Source organism: uncultured Litoreibacter sp., from assembly GCF_947487515.1.
Taxonomy (GTDB): Bacteria; Pseudomonadota; Alphaproteobacteria; order Rhodobacterales; family Rhodobacteraceae; genus Litoreibacter.
On record NZ_CANKWO010000003.1, the window covers coordinates 360,285 to 376,217 of the forward strand.

The window sequence follows — 15,933 nt, forward strand, 5'->3', positions numbered from 1 at the left end:
AAATGCTCATACAATCCCTAAAATCAGCAGCCCTTACGGCGACGTTGTTGCTGGCGCCAGTTGCCGCTTCGGCACAGGTCCAGATGATCATGTCGAACGACAACAACAACAAAGGCCTGAAAGGCCAGACCTTTGACTATCTGGTCGGGCAGCTTGAAGAGCGCCTTGGCGATAAGATCAACGTCGAGATGCACCACAGTGGCACGCTTTTCGACCAGCAAAGCCAGATTCAAGGCCTGCAGCTGGGCGGCACGCATATTATTTCGCCGACAGCCGGCATCTATAGCACCGTCGAACCCAAGGTTGCCGCGTTGCAACTGCCGTTCATGCTGAACACCCCTGAAAAGATTCAAGAAGCCGTCGCTGATCCGACCATTCGCGAAGCGATCATGCCTGGCTTGAACGGTCAGAACATCGAAATCGTTGCGGTTTGGATGAACGGACCTCGTGATCTGGGCTATAAGGCGCAAGATCCAATCCTGTTGCCCGAAGATGCAAAAGGGCTGAAAGTTCGCGTGCAGTCCGCGCCGATCTTCGTCAAAACATGGGAGGCCGTCGGAGCCAACCCAGTAGGGATCAACTGGTCCGAAGCCCCAACAGCCCTGCAGCAGGGTGTCATTGATGCAGGCGAAGTGACGCCCAATTCATGGCGCGGCTCTTCTACATACCAGTTTGTAGATCACATCACGATGACGGATCACCAGTACTCCTTCTATCTGGTTGGTGCGAACAAACAGTGGTGGGACGGTATGTCTGCTGACGTGAAAACTGAAGTACAGGCAGCTTTGGCTGACGCTACAAAGTGGAACATGGCAAAGAACACCGAGATCAACGGTTCTGCAGCTGAGTTCATCGCAGGCGAAGGTGTTGGCGTACATTACCTCAATGACGAGCAACGTGCGGCTTGGGCCGAAGCAATGAAGCCAGTTTGGGCAGAGCTGGGCAACGAACTTGTTGGCGATGAGGTCATGGACCGTCTGAAAACCATTGCAGGCGTGAACTAAAACACCTCTTTCACATGACGTTAGAAGGCGGCTGGATTTCAGCCGCCTTTTTTCGTTCCAGCAAAGAAATTTGTGGGCAGGCGGGCTGTGTTTGGCAAGGATCTGACCGCGTGAATCCTGCATGGTGAGTCGGGGAAAATCGACTGCTTTGGGGCTGAATTGGCGATCATGTAAAGGTAACGTTAACACTTTTTGACATACGAAACCTTTAAATATTCTTTTATATATCAATTGGTAAGGGGTGAATTTTTCCACATTTTTCGAGAAGTTATGCAACCGGTTGCAAAAATGAATCTAACCGCTAATCTACCTTAAGTGACTACGTTGGAAGGCCGTCTGGTTCAGGCAAGGATTCACACGCAACCTGATTGTGACCTGCCGTGGAGGGAACTGATGAGACGGCTTTGCGCATCTGCGTCATGGAGGACTTAGACATCGCCTTCGGCGCATGAACGGGTCGAGATGGACTAATCGCCCTAATCGGGGCTCCCGGTATCAACAACTTCGTGCGCCGGGCACGGTTCTTGGGAGGAATAGATGAAAAAATTACTACTTACCGCAGGCCTGACGGTCTTGATGGGAACCTCGGCTATGGCGCAGCAAATTGGCGTATCGGTTGCCCGCTTTGACGACAATGGCCTCACGGTTATGCGCAACGGCATGACCACACATGCTGACACGCTGGATGGTGTAAACCTGCAGGTCGAAGACGCCACTGACGACGTGGCCAAGCAGCTTGACCAGATCAACAACTTCGTGGCCTCGGGCGTGGATGCGATCATCGTGAACGCGGTTGATACCAACGCAACCGAAGCCATGTCCGCCGCTGCCGCCGCCGCCGGAGTTCCGCTGGTCTATGTGAACCGCCAGCCGATCAACATGGAGACCTTGCCCGATGGTCAGGCCTTCGTGGCCTCCAACGAGATCGAATCCGGCACATTGGCCGCATTCCGCATGTGCCAAGATTTGCGCGCGCAGGGTAAGTCCGGCGGTGCCAAGGCCTATATGCTGATGGGCCAGTTGTCGAACCAAGCGGCTGTTCAGCGCTCAAAGGATTTCCATGACGTGATCGGCATGGACATGTGCAACTTCATCACCCTGATCGACGAGCAAACGGCTGAATGGTCCCGCGACAAGGCGCAGGATTTGATGACCAACTGGATCTCTTCCGGCGAGCCGTTTGACGCAGTCTTTGGCAACAATGACGAGATGGCCATCGGCGCGATCCAAGCGATGAAAGCTGCAGGCATCTCTATGGATGACGTGGTTGTCGGCGGTGTCGACGCAACGGCTGATGCACTTGTTGCCATGCAGGCGGGCGAGATGGACGTCACCGTGTTCCAAGACCTTGCAGGTCAGGGCAGTGGCTCCATTGATACGGCGTTGAAACTGATTGCGGGCGAAGACGTCGACAAAACAGTGTTCATTCCGTTCAAGCTGGTCACCCCAGAGAACATCGGCGACTTCTTGCAATAAGCCGCGACAAAACCTGGTGCGAGGAGGTCATAGGACCACCTCGCACACGCATAAATTACCGACATACCAGAAGGGGGCTGACACATGTCAGACACGAGCCAAGGGACCGGTGGATTGGCCTTTGATAAGTCTAAGCGCCAGTGGCCGAACGAGATCAATGTCTTTGGCGCTTTGATCCTGATCATCCTTATCTTTGAGGGACTTGGCGCAGCCATCATGGGGCAAAGCTTCCTGTTTGACAGCAACGGACGTTTTGACAGCATCTTCAACGAAGCGCGCCTGAAGATTATCATCCTTCAAGTGTCCATCATTGGCATTATTGCCCTTGGGGTGACGCAGGTTATCATTTCTGGCGGGATTGATCTGTCCTCTGGCTCTGTGGTGGGGGCGGCGGCGATGATCGCGATGAGCTTCGCGCAGGTGGCCGAGGTGAACGGCAGCCCCAATCCCAAGGCCGTGTTTGGCCCCGCGTGGATGGACCTTCCGATCATTGTTCCAATCTTCGTGGGCCTCGCCATCGGTGTGCTGGCTGGCATGGTGAATGGCATGTTCGTGGCCATCGCAAAAATTCCGCCGTTCATTGCCACATTGGGGATGATGGTCTCAGCCCGCGGGGTCGCAAAATGGTGGACCAGCGGGCAGCCCGTGTCCTTCCCAACCGAGTCCTACGGCATGATCGGTGGCGGCATGATGCCGGTGGTGATCTTTGTGGTTCTGGCCATCACGTTTCACATCATCATGACGCAGACCATCTATGGAAAGCACACATATGCGATTGGCTCGAACGAGGCCGCGGCGCGAATGTCGGGGATTAATGTCGGCCGCCACAAGATACTGGTCTACGCGATTGCCGGTATGTTGGCGGGCCTGTCTGCGGTTGTTTTGACGTCCAAAAACCTGACCGCGCAATCGGGCATGGGCATTATCTATGAGCTGGACGCGATCGCCATGGCGGTCATTGGTGGCGTGTCTTTGGCGGGGGGGCGCGGGTCCATTATCGGGACCGTGATCGGGGCCTTGATCTTTGGGGTTATCATCTCGGGGTTCACCTTTCTGCGCCTCGACGCCTACTACCAAGAGATGGTGAAAGGCGCGATCATTGTCGGCGCGGTCGTCCTTGATCAATGGCGCCAGCAACGCGCCGCGATGAAAGCATAGGGGGTCAGATCATGTCAGACATAATTCTAGAAACAACAGACCTGACCAAACACTATGGTGGTGTGCACGCGCTGGAAGGGGCCAACTTCGCCCTGAAAAAGGGCGAGCATGTCGCGATTATGGGGGACAACGGCGCAGGTAAATCGACCTTCGTTCGTCAAATCACCGGCGTTGAGCAACGTACCCGTGGCACCGTCAAATTTGACGGCGCGGAGGTGAATTTTGCCGGCCCGATTGACGCCCGAGAGGCCGGAATCGAAACGGTGTTTCAAACCCTCGCCTTGGCAGATGATTTGAACGTACCCGACAACTTGTTCTTGGGGCGCGAAAAGACCAAATGGAACTTTCTTGGCCCCTTTCGCTTCCTCGACTATAAAGCCATGCGCGATGACACGATGGCAGGATTGGAAAAAACGGCCGTAAAAATACCCAACATCAAGAACACCATTCGCAATATGTCGGGGGGGCAGCGCCAATGCGTGGCGATTGCGCGGACGGCCACCTTCGCCTCCAAGCTGACCATCATGGACGAACCAACAGCGGCACTTGGCGTGCAGGAAACAGAGCAAGTGGAAAACATCATCCGAACGTTGAAAGAGCAGGGCGAAAGCCTGATCCTCGTCAGCCATAATATGCGCCAAGTCTTTGATTTGGTGGACCGGATTATCGTGTTTCGGCGGGGGCGCATTGTGGCCAATCTGCGCAAGGAAGACACCGACGGGCAGGATGTCGTCGCCTATATCACAGGGGCCAAAACGGGCGCTGAATTCGAAGGCGCGGCGTAGCTCAGGTATGTTCAATTTGGCCGTTCCCTTTTTCATCCCAGTCTGGCGTCGCCTTTGTGTGGTCGTCGTGGCGGTAATCTGGGGGCTGTTTGAGGTCTCAACGGGGGCGGTATTCTGGGGGGTTATCTTTTTGGGAATGGGCTTTATAGCTGCATGGAAGTTTTCGACGGCTGACTGGGAGGCCGTCGCGCAAGAAGAAGACGACCTGCAATAAGGGGCAGCAGACGTGGCGGTGACACTCAAAGATGTAGCGGAACGTGCGGGGGTCTCCCGATCTGCCGTGTCGCGCACCTACACTGAAGGTGCCTCGGTTTCGAAGCAAACCCGCCGCAAGGTTGAAAAGGCTGCGGATGAATTGGGCTACAGCCCGAACGCCTTGGCGTCCTCCCTGACCACTGGTCGCACCAAACTGATTGGCTTGGTGTCCAACAATTTTCACAACCCGATCTTTCTAGAGGTGTTCGACCTGTTCACCAAAGGGTTGCAGGATCGCGGGTTGCGCCCATTGCTGGTGAACCTGTCGGATGAGGTGGACCCCGAAAACTCTGTGCGCATGTTGCGTGCCTATTCGGTGGATGCGGTGATTGTGGCGTCTTCGACATTGCCCGAAAGTTTTGCCGAAGGGTTTCGCGCAGCCGGTGTGCCGGTGGTGCATTCCTTCGGACGGCACGTCGCCAGCCCCAAGGTGAACGTGCTGGGGATCAACAATATCGAGGCGGGCCGCATGGCTGCGCAAACCCTTGCGGCGCGCGGTTATCAGCAGGTCGCCTTTTTGGGAGGGCCGAAGTCCGCTACCTCCACCCAAGACCGGCATCACGGCTTTGCCGATGAGATCGCCCGAACTCCAAACATTGAGATGATCGCCAGCTATGCAGAGGATTACACCTTTGAGGCGGGCCGCGCCGAGATGCTGCGGGTTCTAGAAGGCCCAAGAGCCGAGGCCTATTTCTGCGGCGACGACGTGCTGTCCATCGGGGCGCTCTCGGCCATTCAATCGGCGGGGCTATCGGTGCCACACGACATAGGGTTGCTTGGCTTGAATGACATGGAAATGGCGGGCTGGGAAAACATCAACCTGACGACAATTCACAACCCGATTAAACAGATCATTGCGTCGTCGGTTGAATTGGTGGCCGCCATGTTGAAAGACAGTGACCGCCACCCCGAAGCGCGGCTTTTCGCGTGCCACGTTGTAGAGCGCGGCACGCTTCGTCCGGTGAAGTCGCTACCTTAACAGCGGGGGGACTGCGTCCACCCATGTGCCACCGTCCTTGGCTGATTTTACGCAAGCATATACCGCCGCCATGGACCGAAGCCCGTCCTCCGCACGCGGATATAAATCCGCCGCTTTGTCGACCGCGACGCCTGCTTTCTCGGCACGGATCACGGCCGCCAGATCAGAGTAAATATTGGCAAAGGCCAGCGGCATCCCCTCGGCGTGACCGATGGTGACGCGGGTGGCGCGATCTGCCTCAGGGGACAGCTCCGCCTCGCCGCGCTCGATCACTTGGACACGGCCATTGGTGGGGGTGAAATACAACTGGTTTGGCTGCTCTTGTGCCCACCGCAATCCGCCTTTCTCACCGAAGACCTGAATGGTCAGCCCATGCATGCGCCCCACCGCAATCGCGGAGGTCCACAGGCGCCCAACCGCGCCCCCGCTCATGCGGAAGTTGACCATTGCGTCGTCTTCCAACTCACGGCTGGGGATGGTGGAGGCGAAGTCGGCGGACAGCCTGTCCACCTCCTGTCCGGTCACAAAGCTGGCCATATGCATAGCGTGAATGCCGCAATCTGCGAACTGTGCAGATGCCCCCATTTGCGCGGGATCGTAGCGCCAGCGGATGCGCGGGTTGTCGGCCTGCGCGGCGTCAGCGTGGTGGCCGTGCGAAAACTCCGAGACGACCACACGCACTTTGCCCAGATCACCACGCGCAATCATCGCACGCATGTGGCGCACCAATGAATACCCAGTGTAGCCATAGTTCACCGCGCAAAGTTTGCCGGTTTTGCGGCTGATTTTGACGATCTCCTCGCCTTCCTCAACCGTCATGGTCATTGGCTTTTCGCATAGGACGTGAAAGCCGCCTTCCAGAAAGGCCTTGGTGATCTCAAAATGTGTGGAGTTCGGTGTGGCCACAGTGACCAGATCAACGCGGTCTTCGCGTGCCCGTTCACCCGTTAGCATTTCACGCCAGTCGCCGTAGGCGCGATCCGCTTCAATGCCTAATTCTTGCGCATAGGCGCGGCCCGCATCCGCGTTGTGATCCAGCGCACCGGCCACAAAGGAAAAGTCGCCATCAAGGCCAGAGCCCAATCGATGAGCCGGCCCGATTTGGCTGCCCTTGCCGCCGCCAATCATACCCCAGTTTAGTCGTGCCATGGTCAAGCTCCTGTAAAGCCGATGGATTGCAAATAGGCGCGGTTCAGTTTTGCGTCTGCGATCGGAGACGTGTCCCCCTCAGGGTCGCAATCCTGCTCGACCGTGCACCAGCCGTTGAAACCTGCGGCTTCTAGTTTGGCACGAACTGCAGGGAAGTCGACATCGCCGTCGCCCAAGTTGCAAAAGATACCCTGCGCACAGGCGTCATAGAAATCGGTGCGATTTTTCACCACTTCCGCCTTCACCACAGGATCAATGTCCTTGAAATGCATATAGCTGATACGGTCGATGAAGCGGTCCATGAAGGCCACAGGGTCGAAGCCCGCGTAGGAATGGTGGCCCGTGTCGAAGCAAATCTTCAAGATGTTTTCATCCACTTCGCTAAGCAGGCGATCCAGCTCTGGCTCGAAATCCATAAAGCCACCCGCATGGGCGTGAATGCCAACGGTTAACCCGTATTCCTCGGCCCCCAATTTGGCGATGGTGGTGATGCGATCGCGAAAGGCGGTCCATTCGGCTTTGTCCATCTGCACCGCCTCGGAGGCGCGGCCAGCGGTGGGCGCACGGCGCTCCGCGATGGAATCGATCAGCACCAAGTGCTTGGCGCCATGCGCGGTAAGCGCTTTGCAGGTGCGCACGGCCCCGTCCAGAACATCGTCCCATTGGGCCGCGTCGTGGAAGGGGCGAAACACCACGCCGCCGATCAGCTCTTGGCCGTATTCTTCCAAAGCCTCGCCCAGAATGGTCGGGTCTTCGGGCATGAAGCCCACAGGGCCCAATTCGATCCCAGTATATCCGGCGTCGGCGTTTTCTTGCAGAACTTTGCGCCAATTCGGGTTGCGCGGGTCATCTGCCCATTCGACGCCCCAGCTACAGGGGGCATTGCCAATTTTGATCATTGTGTTCGCCTTTGTTTTAGTAGTCCGCCACATCAACCCATACGCCCTTGGCGCTGGAATCGAGTGCTGCCGCAACCACGCGGTTTACTTCCATGCCTTCCGCAAAGGTTGGCCATTGAGGGGTGTTCTCAGAGATCGCCGCGAGGAAGTGAGCCGCCTCGATGGTGATCTGGTCTTGGTAGCCCGTGCCATGCCCCGGACCCTGACAAAACGGCAGGTAGTCGGGGTGCGCCGGTCCCGCGAGTATCTTGCGAAACCCTTGTTCCGCCTCGGGGCCTTCGCGCAGATAAAGGTGCAGGGCGTTTTGATCTTCGCCGTCAAAGCGGATCGCCCCTTTGGTGCCGTGGACCTCATAGGCATAGCCCATCTTGCGACCGGTTGCGATGCGGCTGACGTGGATGTGCCCAGTTACCCCGCTTTCAAATTTCACCATGATCTGAGCCTGATCGTCGTTGGTCACGGGTACACCGCCGCGCTGGTGGTGCACCGTTTCCACCACCGCGTTCACCGCTTTGATCGGCCCCATGAGCCGTCGTGCGCCATTGATCATATGCGGGGCCAAATCGCCCATCGTGCCGTTCGCCATTCCGGTGGTGCGCCAAGTGGCAGGGGCGTCAGGGTCGGCATAAAAGTCTTCGGTGTGCTCGCCGCGAAAGTAGGTGATATCGCCTAAGCGTCCGCTTTGGATCAGCGCGTAAGCGTATTGCGATGCGGGGGTGCGAATATAGTTGAAGCCCACCATGTGAATACCCCCCGAGGCCTCGGCCGCCGCAAGCATGGCGCGGCTGTCATCCAGCGATCCCCCGAGTGGTTTCTCACACATGACATGCTTACCAGCGGCGAGCGCTGCAACGGCGATCTCGCGGTGGGTTTCTTGAGGCGACGCAATGATGATTGCATCGATCTTCGGATCATCCACCATTACACGCCAGTCACTGGTTGCGCGGGCGAATCCATAGGCCACGCGGTAGCGTTCTGCCGATGTAGCGCTGGAGGCGCAGACCATCTCCAATCGGGGCTTTAGGGCCGTGTCAAACAGGGCAGAGACGCAGGAGAAGGCAACCGCATGGGCCTTTCCCATATAGCCGCCGCCGATAATTCCTATGCCGAGATCATTCATTGCGAAGCTCCTTCCAAGAAAGCAATTGCAACCGGTTGCAAAATGGTTATCTTGGATTCGGGCGGCGGGTCAATATGCAATCGCGCTGCAGTATAATTTCGACGATCTTGGGGGGCATGGCGTGGCATCATCCGGCGACACCATCACACTGACAACAGCGCAGGCCATTGTGCGCTATCTGGCGGCACAATTTATCGAGATCGACGGGGTGAAAACGCGCCTGTGCGGTGGCGGTTTTGGCATCTTCGGGCATGGCAATGTGACCTGTCTGGGAGAGGCGCTCTATGATTACCAGGAACAGCTTCCGCTATATCGCGGCCAAAACGAACAGGGCATGGGGTTCGCCGCGGCAGCCTATGCCAAGGCCCAGCTGCGCCGCAGGTTTATGTTTTGCACCGCCTCAGCCGGACCAGGGACCGCGAACCTGCTGACGGCATCAGCTCTGGCCCATGCGAACCGTTTGCCCATGTTGATGTTGTGCGGGGATACCTTCATCACACGCCTACCTGATCCCGTATTGCAGCAGCTAGAACATTTCGGGGATCCGACCTTCGGGGTAAATGATGCGTTCAAGGCGGTTACGCGGTTTTGGGACCGCATCACGCACCCCGCACAGATCATTCAATCCCTTCCTGCGGCTTTGAACACGATGCTGGACCCAGCGGATTGCGGCCCAGTATTCATTGGCTTGCCACAAGATGTGCAGGGGTGGGCCTATGAGTATCCGGCGCGCTTCTTTGACGAAAAACTGCACCGAATTCGCCGCCAAAGCGCTGACGCCGACGAGATTTCCGATGCAGCCGCACTGCTGACCCGCGCAAAGCGCCCGATGATTATCGCGGGTGGCGGTGTGCAATACTCTGGTGCTGTAGCGCAGCTCACCGCCTTCGCAGAGGCGACCGGAATCCCTGTGGTGGAGACCATCGCCGGACGGGCCAACTTACTGGACACGCATCCGTTGAATATCGGGCCGCTTGGCGTAACGGGGTCCAATTCTGCCAATGCCATCGCTGAGCAGGCTGACGTGATTTTGTCGGTTGGCTCGCGATTGCAGGACTTCACCACCGGCAGTTGGACGGCCTTTTCTCAGGACGCCAAGATCATTGGATTGAATGCTGCCCGCCATGACGCGGCGAAGCACATGTCGATGACAGTGGTGGGGGATGCAAAACTGGGGCTAAGCGCCTTGCAGAAGGCGATGGGCAGCTATTCGTCGCCACAATCATGGACCAAAGAGGCCCAATCAGAGCGGATCAAATGGGCCGGGTATGTTGAGAAGAACACACGATTGGGCAATGGCCCAGCCTCCTACGCGCAAGCCATCGGGGTGGTGAATGCCCTGTGCGACCCACGTGATCGTGTGGTGGCCGCCGCAGGTGGGCTGCCCGCAGAGGTGACGGCCAACTGGCGCACTTTGGACATTGGGACGGTAGATGTTGAATTCGGGTTTTCCTGCATGGGGTATGAAATCGCGGGCGGTTGGGGGGCGCGGATCGCGCAATCCGAAACAGAGCCGGATCAAGACACCATCATCTTCACCGGTGACGGATCCTACTTGCTAATGAATTCGGACATATATTCGTCGGTTCTTACGCAGAAAAAGATGATTGTTCTGGTGCTGGATAACGGTGGCTTTGCGGTGATTAACAAGTTGCAAAACAATATGGGTGCGGAAAGCTTCAACAACCTAATTGCGGACACACCAACCGCTACCCATCAGGTGGGGGTGGATTTTGAAGCGCATGCGAAGGCAATGGGCGCCCTGGCGGAAACGGTTTCTTCACCTGAGGGGCTTGCGGATGCGTTCAAACGTGCCAAATCCGTAGACCGCACCTACGTCATTTCCATGAAAGTCGACCCCTATGAGGGCTGGACCAAGGAAGGCCACACATGGTGGGAAGTCGGCACGCCGCATGTGTCCCAGAAGCCGAAAACACGCGCGGCGCATGAGGATGTGGAACGTGCGCGCCCCAAGCAGCGAAAGGGCGTCTAATGAAACCTGTTGCTGAACTTCTTGCTGGGTTTAGGCAAAACAATTTCGTCGTTGTCGGGCGCGCGGGGATGGATTTTTTCCCCGACCCAGCTGGTACGAAAACCGAAGATGCGACGGTCTTTCGGTCCAGCCTTGGCGGCAGTGCGGCGAACACGGCCGCCGGCATCTGCAAACTTGGTGGCCAATCCGCCTTGGTTACGCGTGTGTCAGATGACAGCATCGGGCGATACGCCGTGAACCAGCTGAAACACTACGGCGTTGATGCCACGCATGTGACGCCGGTTGGTGGTGAGTTTCGCAACTCTTTGGCGGTTTATGAAAGCCGGATTGAGGACCATCAATCGGTGATTTACCGCAATGGGGCCGCCGATTTTCAGATGAACACTGCGGATGTCGAAGCGGTCGATTTTGGCGCATATGGGGCCTTGATCACGGCCGGCACCGTCTTCGCAGCAGAGCCTTCCCGCACCGCAGCGTTCCTTGCCTTTGATCTGGCCGCAAAGACAGGTCTTCCGATCGTGTTTGACGTGGATTACCGGCCGTATTCATGGCCATCAGCACAGGTCGCCTCGGATGTTTTAAGTCGGGCGGCCGATCAATCCGATATGATCGTGGGGAATGACGAAGAATTCGGGTTCATGGCGGGCGGAATCGAAAAGGGCTTGGAGAAAGCCCGAGAATTGGCCCGAAATTCAGCTGCGATTGTGGTGTATAAAATGGGGCCCGAAGGGGCGATTACCTTCACTGGAGACCAAGAAATCCGCACTGGAATCTACGCCGTTGAGGCTTTGAAACCCACCGGTGCAGGGGACAGTTTTATGGCGGGGCTGATGACCGGATTGGCGGGCCAACTGCCGTTGGCGCAGGCAATTTTGCGCGCCTCCGCTTGCGCGTCCGTGACCGTCTCAAAACCCGGCTGCGCCCCTGCGATGCCCGACACCAAAACACTAGAAGACTTCTTGGCCGGACATCCCGGCCCGACCTCCGCCTAAAACGTCCTCCGCCTAAAAGGAACATACAATGCACATCCCTCCGTTTGACAACAAGAACACCCCCATTGTCGATGTGGATGATACCACGGTTCCGCTGAACTATTTCAACATCGTAAAGTTGAAGAAAGGCGAGGCGTTTGAATACAGCGTGCCCCGCTACGAGACCTGCATCGTCCCTGCAACGGGGTCGATTGACGTGAATGTTGAAGGATTCAAAGCGCAGGACATCGGAGGGCGTGTCGAGGACGTTTGGGGCGGAGAGCCGGAGGGCGTTTACGTCCCGAGCGCGGCCAAGGCCGAATTTGTTTGTACCAGCGACGAGGCCGAAATTTTTGTAGCGGGTGCTTTGTATGAAAAGACGCTAGAGGCTTTTGCCGTGCGCTCTGACGAATTGGACCTCGTGCAATACGGCTCGGATGACACGAAAACACACCGCAAAATCAAGCATATCCTTGGCACGAAATATCACGACAAAGTCGGGCGTTTGCTTGTCTCTGAGCTGTTCACAGTGGGCGAGGGCGGATGGTCCGGCTTCCCGTCTCACAAGCATGATACCGACCGTTTGCCTCTAGAGACCCGCCACGACGAGACCTACAATTTTCGCTTCAAGCCCAACCATGGGTCTGGCGTACAGATGCTGCAACGCGAGGACGGTAAGGCCGGAGACGCATATCATCTGGTAGATGGTTCGACGATTTGTCTTGATAGCGGCTATCACCCTTGTGCCGTTTTACCAGGGTATCAAATGTACTACTTCACCATTCTGGGAGGTTTGTCGCAGCGCAGCCTTGTGCAATATTTCCAACCCAGCCACGCCAGTCAGATTGAAACCATTCCCGGCATCAAAGACATGATTGCGAAGTTCAAATGACGCTTGCGACATTGTCTGACGTGCTGCATCCGGCCAAGGCCCACGGCTATGCTGTGGCCGGTCTGGTCACATTGGGGTGGGAAGACATGCGTGCCTATGTGGCCGCCGCGGAGGCCGAGAATTGTGCGGTGATTTTGCAAGCGGGGCCAAGCTGCCGTGAGCACACCCCCCTGCCTGTGCTGGGCAAAATGTTCCGCCATTTGGCCGAAGCCGCGCATGTGCCTGTGGTGGCGCATCTGGACCACGGCTACACCTATGATGATTGCGCGCAAGCTGTGGACTGTGGGTTTACGTCCGTAATGTATGACGGCTCGCGCAAGCCCCTGAATGATAACATCAAAGAGACCCGCAAGATCGCCGATCTGGCCCATGCCGCAGGAATATCCTGCGAAGGGGAAATCGGGTTTGTCGGCTACGCTGACGGGGAAAGCTCTGCGGGCACGGATCCTGAAGATGCCGCCATCTTCGCGCGCGAAACCGAAGTGGACGCGATGGCGATTTCGGTTGGGAATGTACATCTACAGCAAGACAAACAGGGCGGCTTGGACGAGGCCCGCATTGCCACCATTCAGGCCTTAACGGATGTGCCATTGGTGATCCACGGGGGCTCTGGGGTGCCAGTAGAGCAGCGTCAACGCTTGGCCAGATCGACCAACATCTGCAAGTTCAACATCGGAACCGAATTGCGCATGGTGTTTGGGGAGGCCCTGCGGACTGCCATCGGAAAGGACCATGCCCGTTTTGATCGTGTGGCGATTTTGAAAGACGTCCATGATCCGATTGAACAAGCCGCACGGAGCGTGCTGGCGACTATGAAAGGCTAGCCCATGTTGAGTTTCGGAATCCTCGGATGCGGACGTATCGGACAAGTTCATGCGCGGGCAATTATGGCTTCACCCGATGCGCGTGTTGCTGCGGTGAGTGACTTCCTACCCGCCGCCGCCGAAACGCTTGCCGTAAAGACAGAGGCGGCGGTGATGACTTCGGATGAAATCATCGCGGATACCTCCATCGATGCGGTGATTATTGGCACGCCGACGACCACTCATTATGATCTGATCCATCAGGCCGCCGCTGCAGGCAAAGCGATCTTTTGCGAAAAACCGATTGATCTGAGCGCAGAGCGAATCCGCGAGTGCTTGAAGGCGGTAGAGACCGCTGGCGTCCCCTTCATGGTAGCCTTTAACCGCAGGTTCGACCCAAACTTCGCAAGCATGCAGGCGCGTATTGAAGCGGGGGAGGTCGGGGATGTGGAGCTTGTTACCATTTTGTCGCGCGATCCCTCCGCCCCGCCAATCGATTACATAAAGACCTCGGGCGGGATTTTCCGCGACATGATGATCCACGACCTTGATATGGCACGTTTCTTGCTCGGGGAGGATCCAGTATCCGTGCATGCCACAGGTTCCTGCCTTGTTGATCCGGCAATCGGCGAAGCCGGAGATTTTGACACTGCAGCCGTGACTTTACGCACCGCAAGCGGCAAGATTTGCCAGATAAATAACTCCCGCCGGGCAACATATGGGTATGACCAACGGATCGAAGTACACGGGTCCAAGGGGATGATACGGGCGGATAATATTCTGGAATCCTCGGTCGAAGTCGCAACCGAAACCGGCTATCGGCGTGCCCCCCCGATGAACTTCTTTTTGGAACGGTATGAAGCTGCATATGCCAATGAATTGGCGCATTTCGTGGCCGCGTTGACGCAGGGGAAGGCGCCGCTGCCAAACGGTCTGGACGGCCTGAAGGCGCAGATGCTGGCGGACGCCGCCGCCCAGTCATGTGCTGATGGGCTTGTGAAGTCCCTATCGCTGTAGCCTCTTGACAGGCGACGCATTCATCGGTCATTTGGCTGTGCTTGGTCGCGACAACACGTCGGGATCAAATGCAGTCACGTCGGGAGAACCAGCCCAGCTGGTGCCGAAGGAGCAACCGCCCCGGAAACTCTCAGGCCACATGGACCGACGCGGCGAAGGACGATCTGGAGAGAGGTGTTAAGTCACCCGCCGAAGGGATAGCGATCTCAGGCAAAAGGACAGAGTGGGCATCAATCGTGTGGGCAACCGCACGTGACTTGATGCCGGTTATTGTCTCCACAGACATTTCGGCGAACATTTGAAGGGCCGAAAAAATGTCAGACCTGTTGCAGACCCCGCTTCATGATTTGCATGTCAGCCTTGGCGCGAAAATGGTACCCTTTGCAGGGTATTCCATGCCGGTTCAATACGGGCTTGGCGTCATGAGCGAACATCTGCACACGCGCGCCAAGGCCGGATTGTTCGACGTTAGCCATATGGGACAGGTCAAAGTCACCGGAGACACAGCCGCATTGGCTTTGGAGGCGTTGATACCGGTCGATATTGCGGGACTTGCCGAAGGCCGACAGCGGTACGGCTTCTTCACGAATGACGCTGGCGGCATTATGGACGATCTGATGTTGGCCAACCGCGGGGACCATATTTTTGTGGTGGTCAACGCCGCCTGCAAGGATGCGGATATCGCCCATATGTTGGCCAAACTGGGGCCTTCGGTTCAAGTCACACCGGTCACCGATCGCGCGCTGCTTGCCTTGCAAGGCCCGTCTGCCGAGGCCGTCTTGGCGGATTTGAACCCAGCGGTTGCAGAAATGAATTTCATGGATGTCGCAACCTTGCAGTTGAACGGCGCAGAATGCTGGGTGTCTCGGTCCGGATACACCGGAGAAGACGGGTATGAGATTTCGGTGCCCGATCAGGACGCAGAAGCACTGGCCAAAACCCTGCTGAGCCATGCAGAGGTCGAAGCCATCGGGTTGGGCGCACGGGATTCATTGCGCCTCGAGGGAGGTCTGTGCCTTTATGGCCATGACATCGATGCGGCGACAACGCCGGTTCAAGCCGCGCTGACATGGGCCATTCAGAAGGTCCGGCGCGCCGGCGGTGATCGGGCAGCCGGCTTTCCCGGCGCAGACATCATCCTTCGTGAAATAGCATCGGGCGCATCGCGCAAACGCGTAGGCTTGCGGCCCGAAGGACGCGCACCAATGCGCGAAGGAGTACCGCTTTACGCCCAAGCGCAGGGTGGGGAGCAGATCGGCTCAATCACCTCTGGTGGCTTCGGGCCGACTGTCGAAGGCCCCGTGGCCATGGGGTATGTCACGGCTGATCTGAGCAAACCCGACACGACGGTCTTTGGGGAATTACGCGGGAAACGCCTGCCGCTCACAGTTACCAAGATGCCGTTCACACCGGCCAATTTCAAACGATAACC

The 15,933-nt window shown here is 57.2% G+C and carries 15 protein-coding genes and 1 riboswitch; of the genes, 12 read left to right on the top strand and 3 right to left on the bottom strand.

Annotation, left to right across the window (positions count from 1 at the left end; genetic code table 11):
* Positions 1-2 precede the first annotated feature (2 nt).
* The 6 genes from Q0746_RS11710 to Q0746_RS11735 all read left to right on the top strand — a co-directional run bounded on the left by Q0746_RS11710 (position 3) and on the right by Q0746_RS11735 (position 5,657).
* The gene (locus tag Q0746_RS11710; RefSeq protein WP_298260454.1) at positions 3-1,004 is read left to right on the top strand and encodes a TRAP transporter substrate-binding protein; all 1,002 of its coding nucleotides are present in this window, start codon (positions 3-5) and stop codon (positions 1,002-1,004) included.
* Positions 1,005-1,541: 537 nt separating this feature from the next.
* On the top strand, positions 1,542-2,480 hold the full coding sequence (locus Q0746_RS11715) for a substrate-binding domain-containing protein (RefSeq protein ID WP_298260456.1): 939 nt from the start codon (positions 1,542-1,544) through the stop codon (positions 2,478-2,480).
* Between the two features lie 84 nt (positions 2,481-2,564).
* Complete coding sequence (locus tag Q0746_RS11720) at positions 2,565-3,638, top strand: ABC transporter permease (RefSeq protein WP_298260458.1); 1,074 nt, start codon at positions 2,565-2,567, stop codon at positions 3,636-3,638.
* An 8-nt stretch (positions 3,639-3,646) separates the two neighbouring features.
* The gene (locus Q0746_RS11725; protein ID WP_363322771.1) at positions 3,647-4,423 is read left to right on the top strand and encodes an ATP-binding cassette domain-containing protein; all 777 of its coding nucleotides are present in this window, start codon (positions 3,647-3,649) and stop codon (positions 4,421-4,423) included.
* A 7-nt stretch (positions 4,424-4,430) separates the two neighbouring features.
* Positions 4,431-4,637 carry a hypothetical protein gene (locus Q0746_RS11730; RefSeq protein ID WP_298260462.1) on the top strand — a complete coding sequence of 69 codons (207 nt, stop codon included), beginning with the start codon at positions 4,431-4,433 and terminating at the stop codon, positions 4,635-4,637.
* Positions 4,638-4,649: 12 nt separating this feature from the next.
* Positions 4,650-5,657: a LacI family DNA-binding transcriptional regulator gene (locus tag Q0746_RS11735; RefSeq protein WP_298260464.1), complete on the top strand. Its 1,008-nt coding sequence runs from the start codon at positions 4,650-4,652 to the stop codon at positions 5,655-5,657.
* Here Q0746_RS11735 and Q0746_RS11740 read toward each other — a convergent pair.
* The 3 genes from Q0746_RS11740 to Q0746_RS11750 are packed head-to-tail and all read right to left on the bottom strand — an operon-like array spanning position 5,649 to position 8,825.
* A complete protein-coding gene (locus tag Q0746_RS11740; RefSeq protein WP_298260466.1) occupies positions 5,649-6,806 on the bottom strand; it encodes a Gfo/Idh/MocA family oxidoreductase in 1,158 nt (385 codons plus the stop codon). The genes Q0746_RS11735 and Q0746_RS11740 overlap by 9 nt on opposite strands.
* A gap of 2 nt (positions 6,807-6,808) precedes the next feature.
* Complete coding sequence (locus tag Q0746_RS11745) at positions 6,809-7,705, bottom strand: TIM barrel protein (RefSeq protein WP_298260468.1); 897 nt, start codon at positions 7,703-7,705, stop codon at positions 6,809-6,811.
* Positions 7,706-7,721: 16 nt separating this feature from the next.
* Complete coding sequence (locus Q0746_RS11750; protein WP_298260470.1) at positions 7,722-8,825, bottom strand: Gfo/Idh/MocA family oxidoreductase; 1,104 nt, start codon at positions 8,823-8,825, stop codon at positions 7,722-7,724.
* A 121-nt stretch (positions 8,826-8,946) separates the two neighbouring features.
* On the opposite strand from Q0746_RS11750, the gene iolD reads away from it, so the two are divergent.
* The 6 genes from iolD to gcvT all read left to right on the top strand — a co-directional run bounded on the left by iolD (position 8,947) and on the right by gcvT (position 15,931).
* The gene (iolD, locus tag Q0746_RS11755) at positions 8,947-10,818 is read left to right on the top strand and encodes a 3D-(3,5/4)-trihydroxycyclohexane-1,2-dione acylhydrolase (decyclizing) (RefSeq protein WP_298261259.1); all 1,872 of its coding nucleotides are present in this window, start codon (positions 8,947-8,949) and stop codon (positions 10,816-10,818) included.
* Positions 10,818-11,810 carry a 5-dehydro-2-deoxygluconokinase gene (gene iolC, locus Q0746_RS11760; protein WP_298260472.1) on the top strand — a complete coding sequence of 331 codons (993 nt, stop codon included), beginning with the start codon at positions 10,818-10,820 and terminating at the stop codon, positions 11,808-11,810. Before iolD ends, iolC begins: the two co-directional genes overlap by 1 nt.
* 28 nt (positions 11,811-11,838) lie before the next feature.
* The gene (locus tag Q0746_RS11765; RefSeq protein WP_298260473.1) at positions 11,839-12,681 is read left to right on the top strand and encodes a 5-deoxy-glucuronate isomerase; all 843 of its coding nucleotides are present in this window, start codon (positions 11,839-11,841) and stop codon (positions 12,679-12,681) included.
* The gene (locus tag Q0746_RS11770; protein ID WP_298260475.1) at positions 12,678-13,505 is read left to right on the top strand and encodes a class II fructose-bisphosphate aldolase; all 828 of its coding nucleotides are present in this window, start codon (positions 12,678-12,680) and stop codon (positions 13,503-13,505) included. The genes Q0746_RS11765 and Q0746_RS11770 overlap by 4 nt, the downstream gene beginning before the upstream one ends.
* A 3-nt stretch (positions 13,506-13,508) precedes the next feature.
* A complete protein-coding gene (iolG, locus tag Q0746_RS11775; protein ID WP_298260477.1) occupies positions 13,509-14,501 on the top strand; it encodes an inositol 2-dehydrogenase in 993 nt (330 codons plus the stop codon).
* A 70-nt stretch (positions 14,502-14,571) separates the two neighbouring features.
* Positions 14,572-14,658: riboswitch (glycine riboswitch) on the top strand.
* A gap of 157 nt (positions 14,659-14,815) precedes the next feature.
* On the top strand, positions 14,816-15,931 hold the full coding sequence (gene gcvT / locus Q0746_RS11780; protein WP_298260479.1) for a glycine cleavage system aminomethyltransferase GcvT: 1,116 nt from the start codon (positions 14,816-14,818) through the stop codon (positions 15,929-15,931).
* The last annotated feature ends 2 nt before the right edge of the window (positions 15,932-15,933 follow it).

Bases quoted from the DNA above. Each gene is read 5' to 3' on its own strand.
- Q0746_RS11710 (WP_298260454.1), top strand. From the start codon at position 3: ATGCTCATACAATCCCTAAAATCAGCAGCCCTTACGGCGACGTTGTTG.
- Q0746_RS11715 (WP_298260456.1), top strand. From the start codon at position 1,542: ATGAAAAAATTACTACTTACCGCAGGCCTGACGGTCTTGATGGGAACC.
- Q0746_RS11720 (WP_298260458.1), top strand. From the start codon at position 2,565: ATGTCAGACACGAGCCAAGGGACCGGTGGATTGGCCTTTGATAAGTCT.
- Q0746_RS11730 (WP_298260462.1), top strand. From the start codon at position 4,431: ATGTTCAATTTGGCCGTTCCCTTTTTCATCCCAGTCTGGCGTCGCCTT.
- Q0746_RS11740 (WP_298260466.1), bottom strand. From the start codon at position 6,806: ATGGCACGACTAAACTGGGGTATGATTGGCGGCGGCAAGGGCAGCCAA.
- Q0746_RS11745 (WP_298260468.1), bottom strand. From the start codon at position 7,705: ATGATCAAAATTGGCAATGCCCCCTGTAGCTGGGGCGTCGAATGGGCA.
- Q0746_RS11750 (WP_298260470.1), bottom strand. From the start codon at position 8,825: ATGAATGATCTCGGCATAGGAATTATCGGCGGCGGCTATATGGGAAAG.
- iolC (WP_298260472.1), top strand. From the start codon at position 10,818: ATGAAACCTGTTGCTGAACTTCTTGCTGGGTTTAGGCAAAACAATTTC.
- Q0746_RS11765 (WP_298260473.1), top strand. From the start codon at position 11,839: ATGCACATCCCTCCGTTTGACAACAAGAACACCCCCATTGTCGATGTG.
- Q0746_RS11770 (WP_298260475.1), top strand. From the start codon at position 12,678: ATGACGCTTGCGACATTGTCTGACGTGCTGCATCCGGCCAAGGCCCAC.
- iolG (WP_298260477.1), top strand. From the start codon at position 13,509: ATGTTGAGTTTCGGAATCCTCGGATGCGGACGTATCGGACAAGTTCAT.
- gcvT (WP_298260479.1), top strand. From the start codon at position 14,816: ATGTCAGACCTGTTGCAGACCCCGCTTCATGATTTGCATGTCAGCCTT.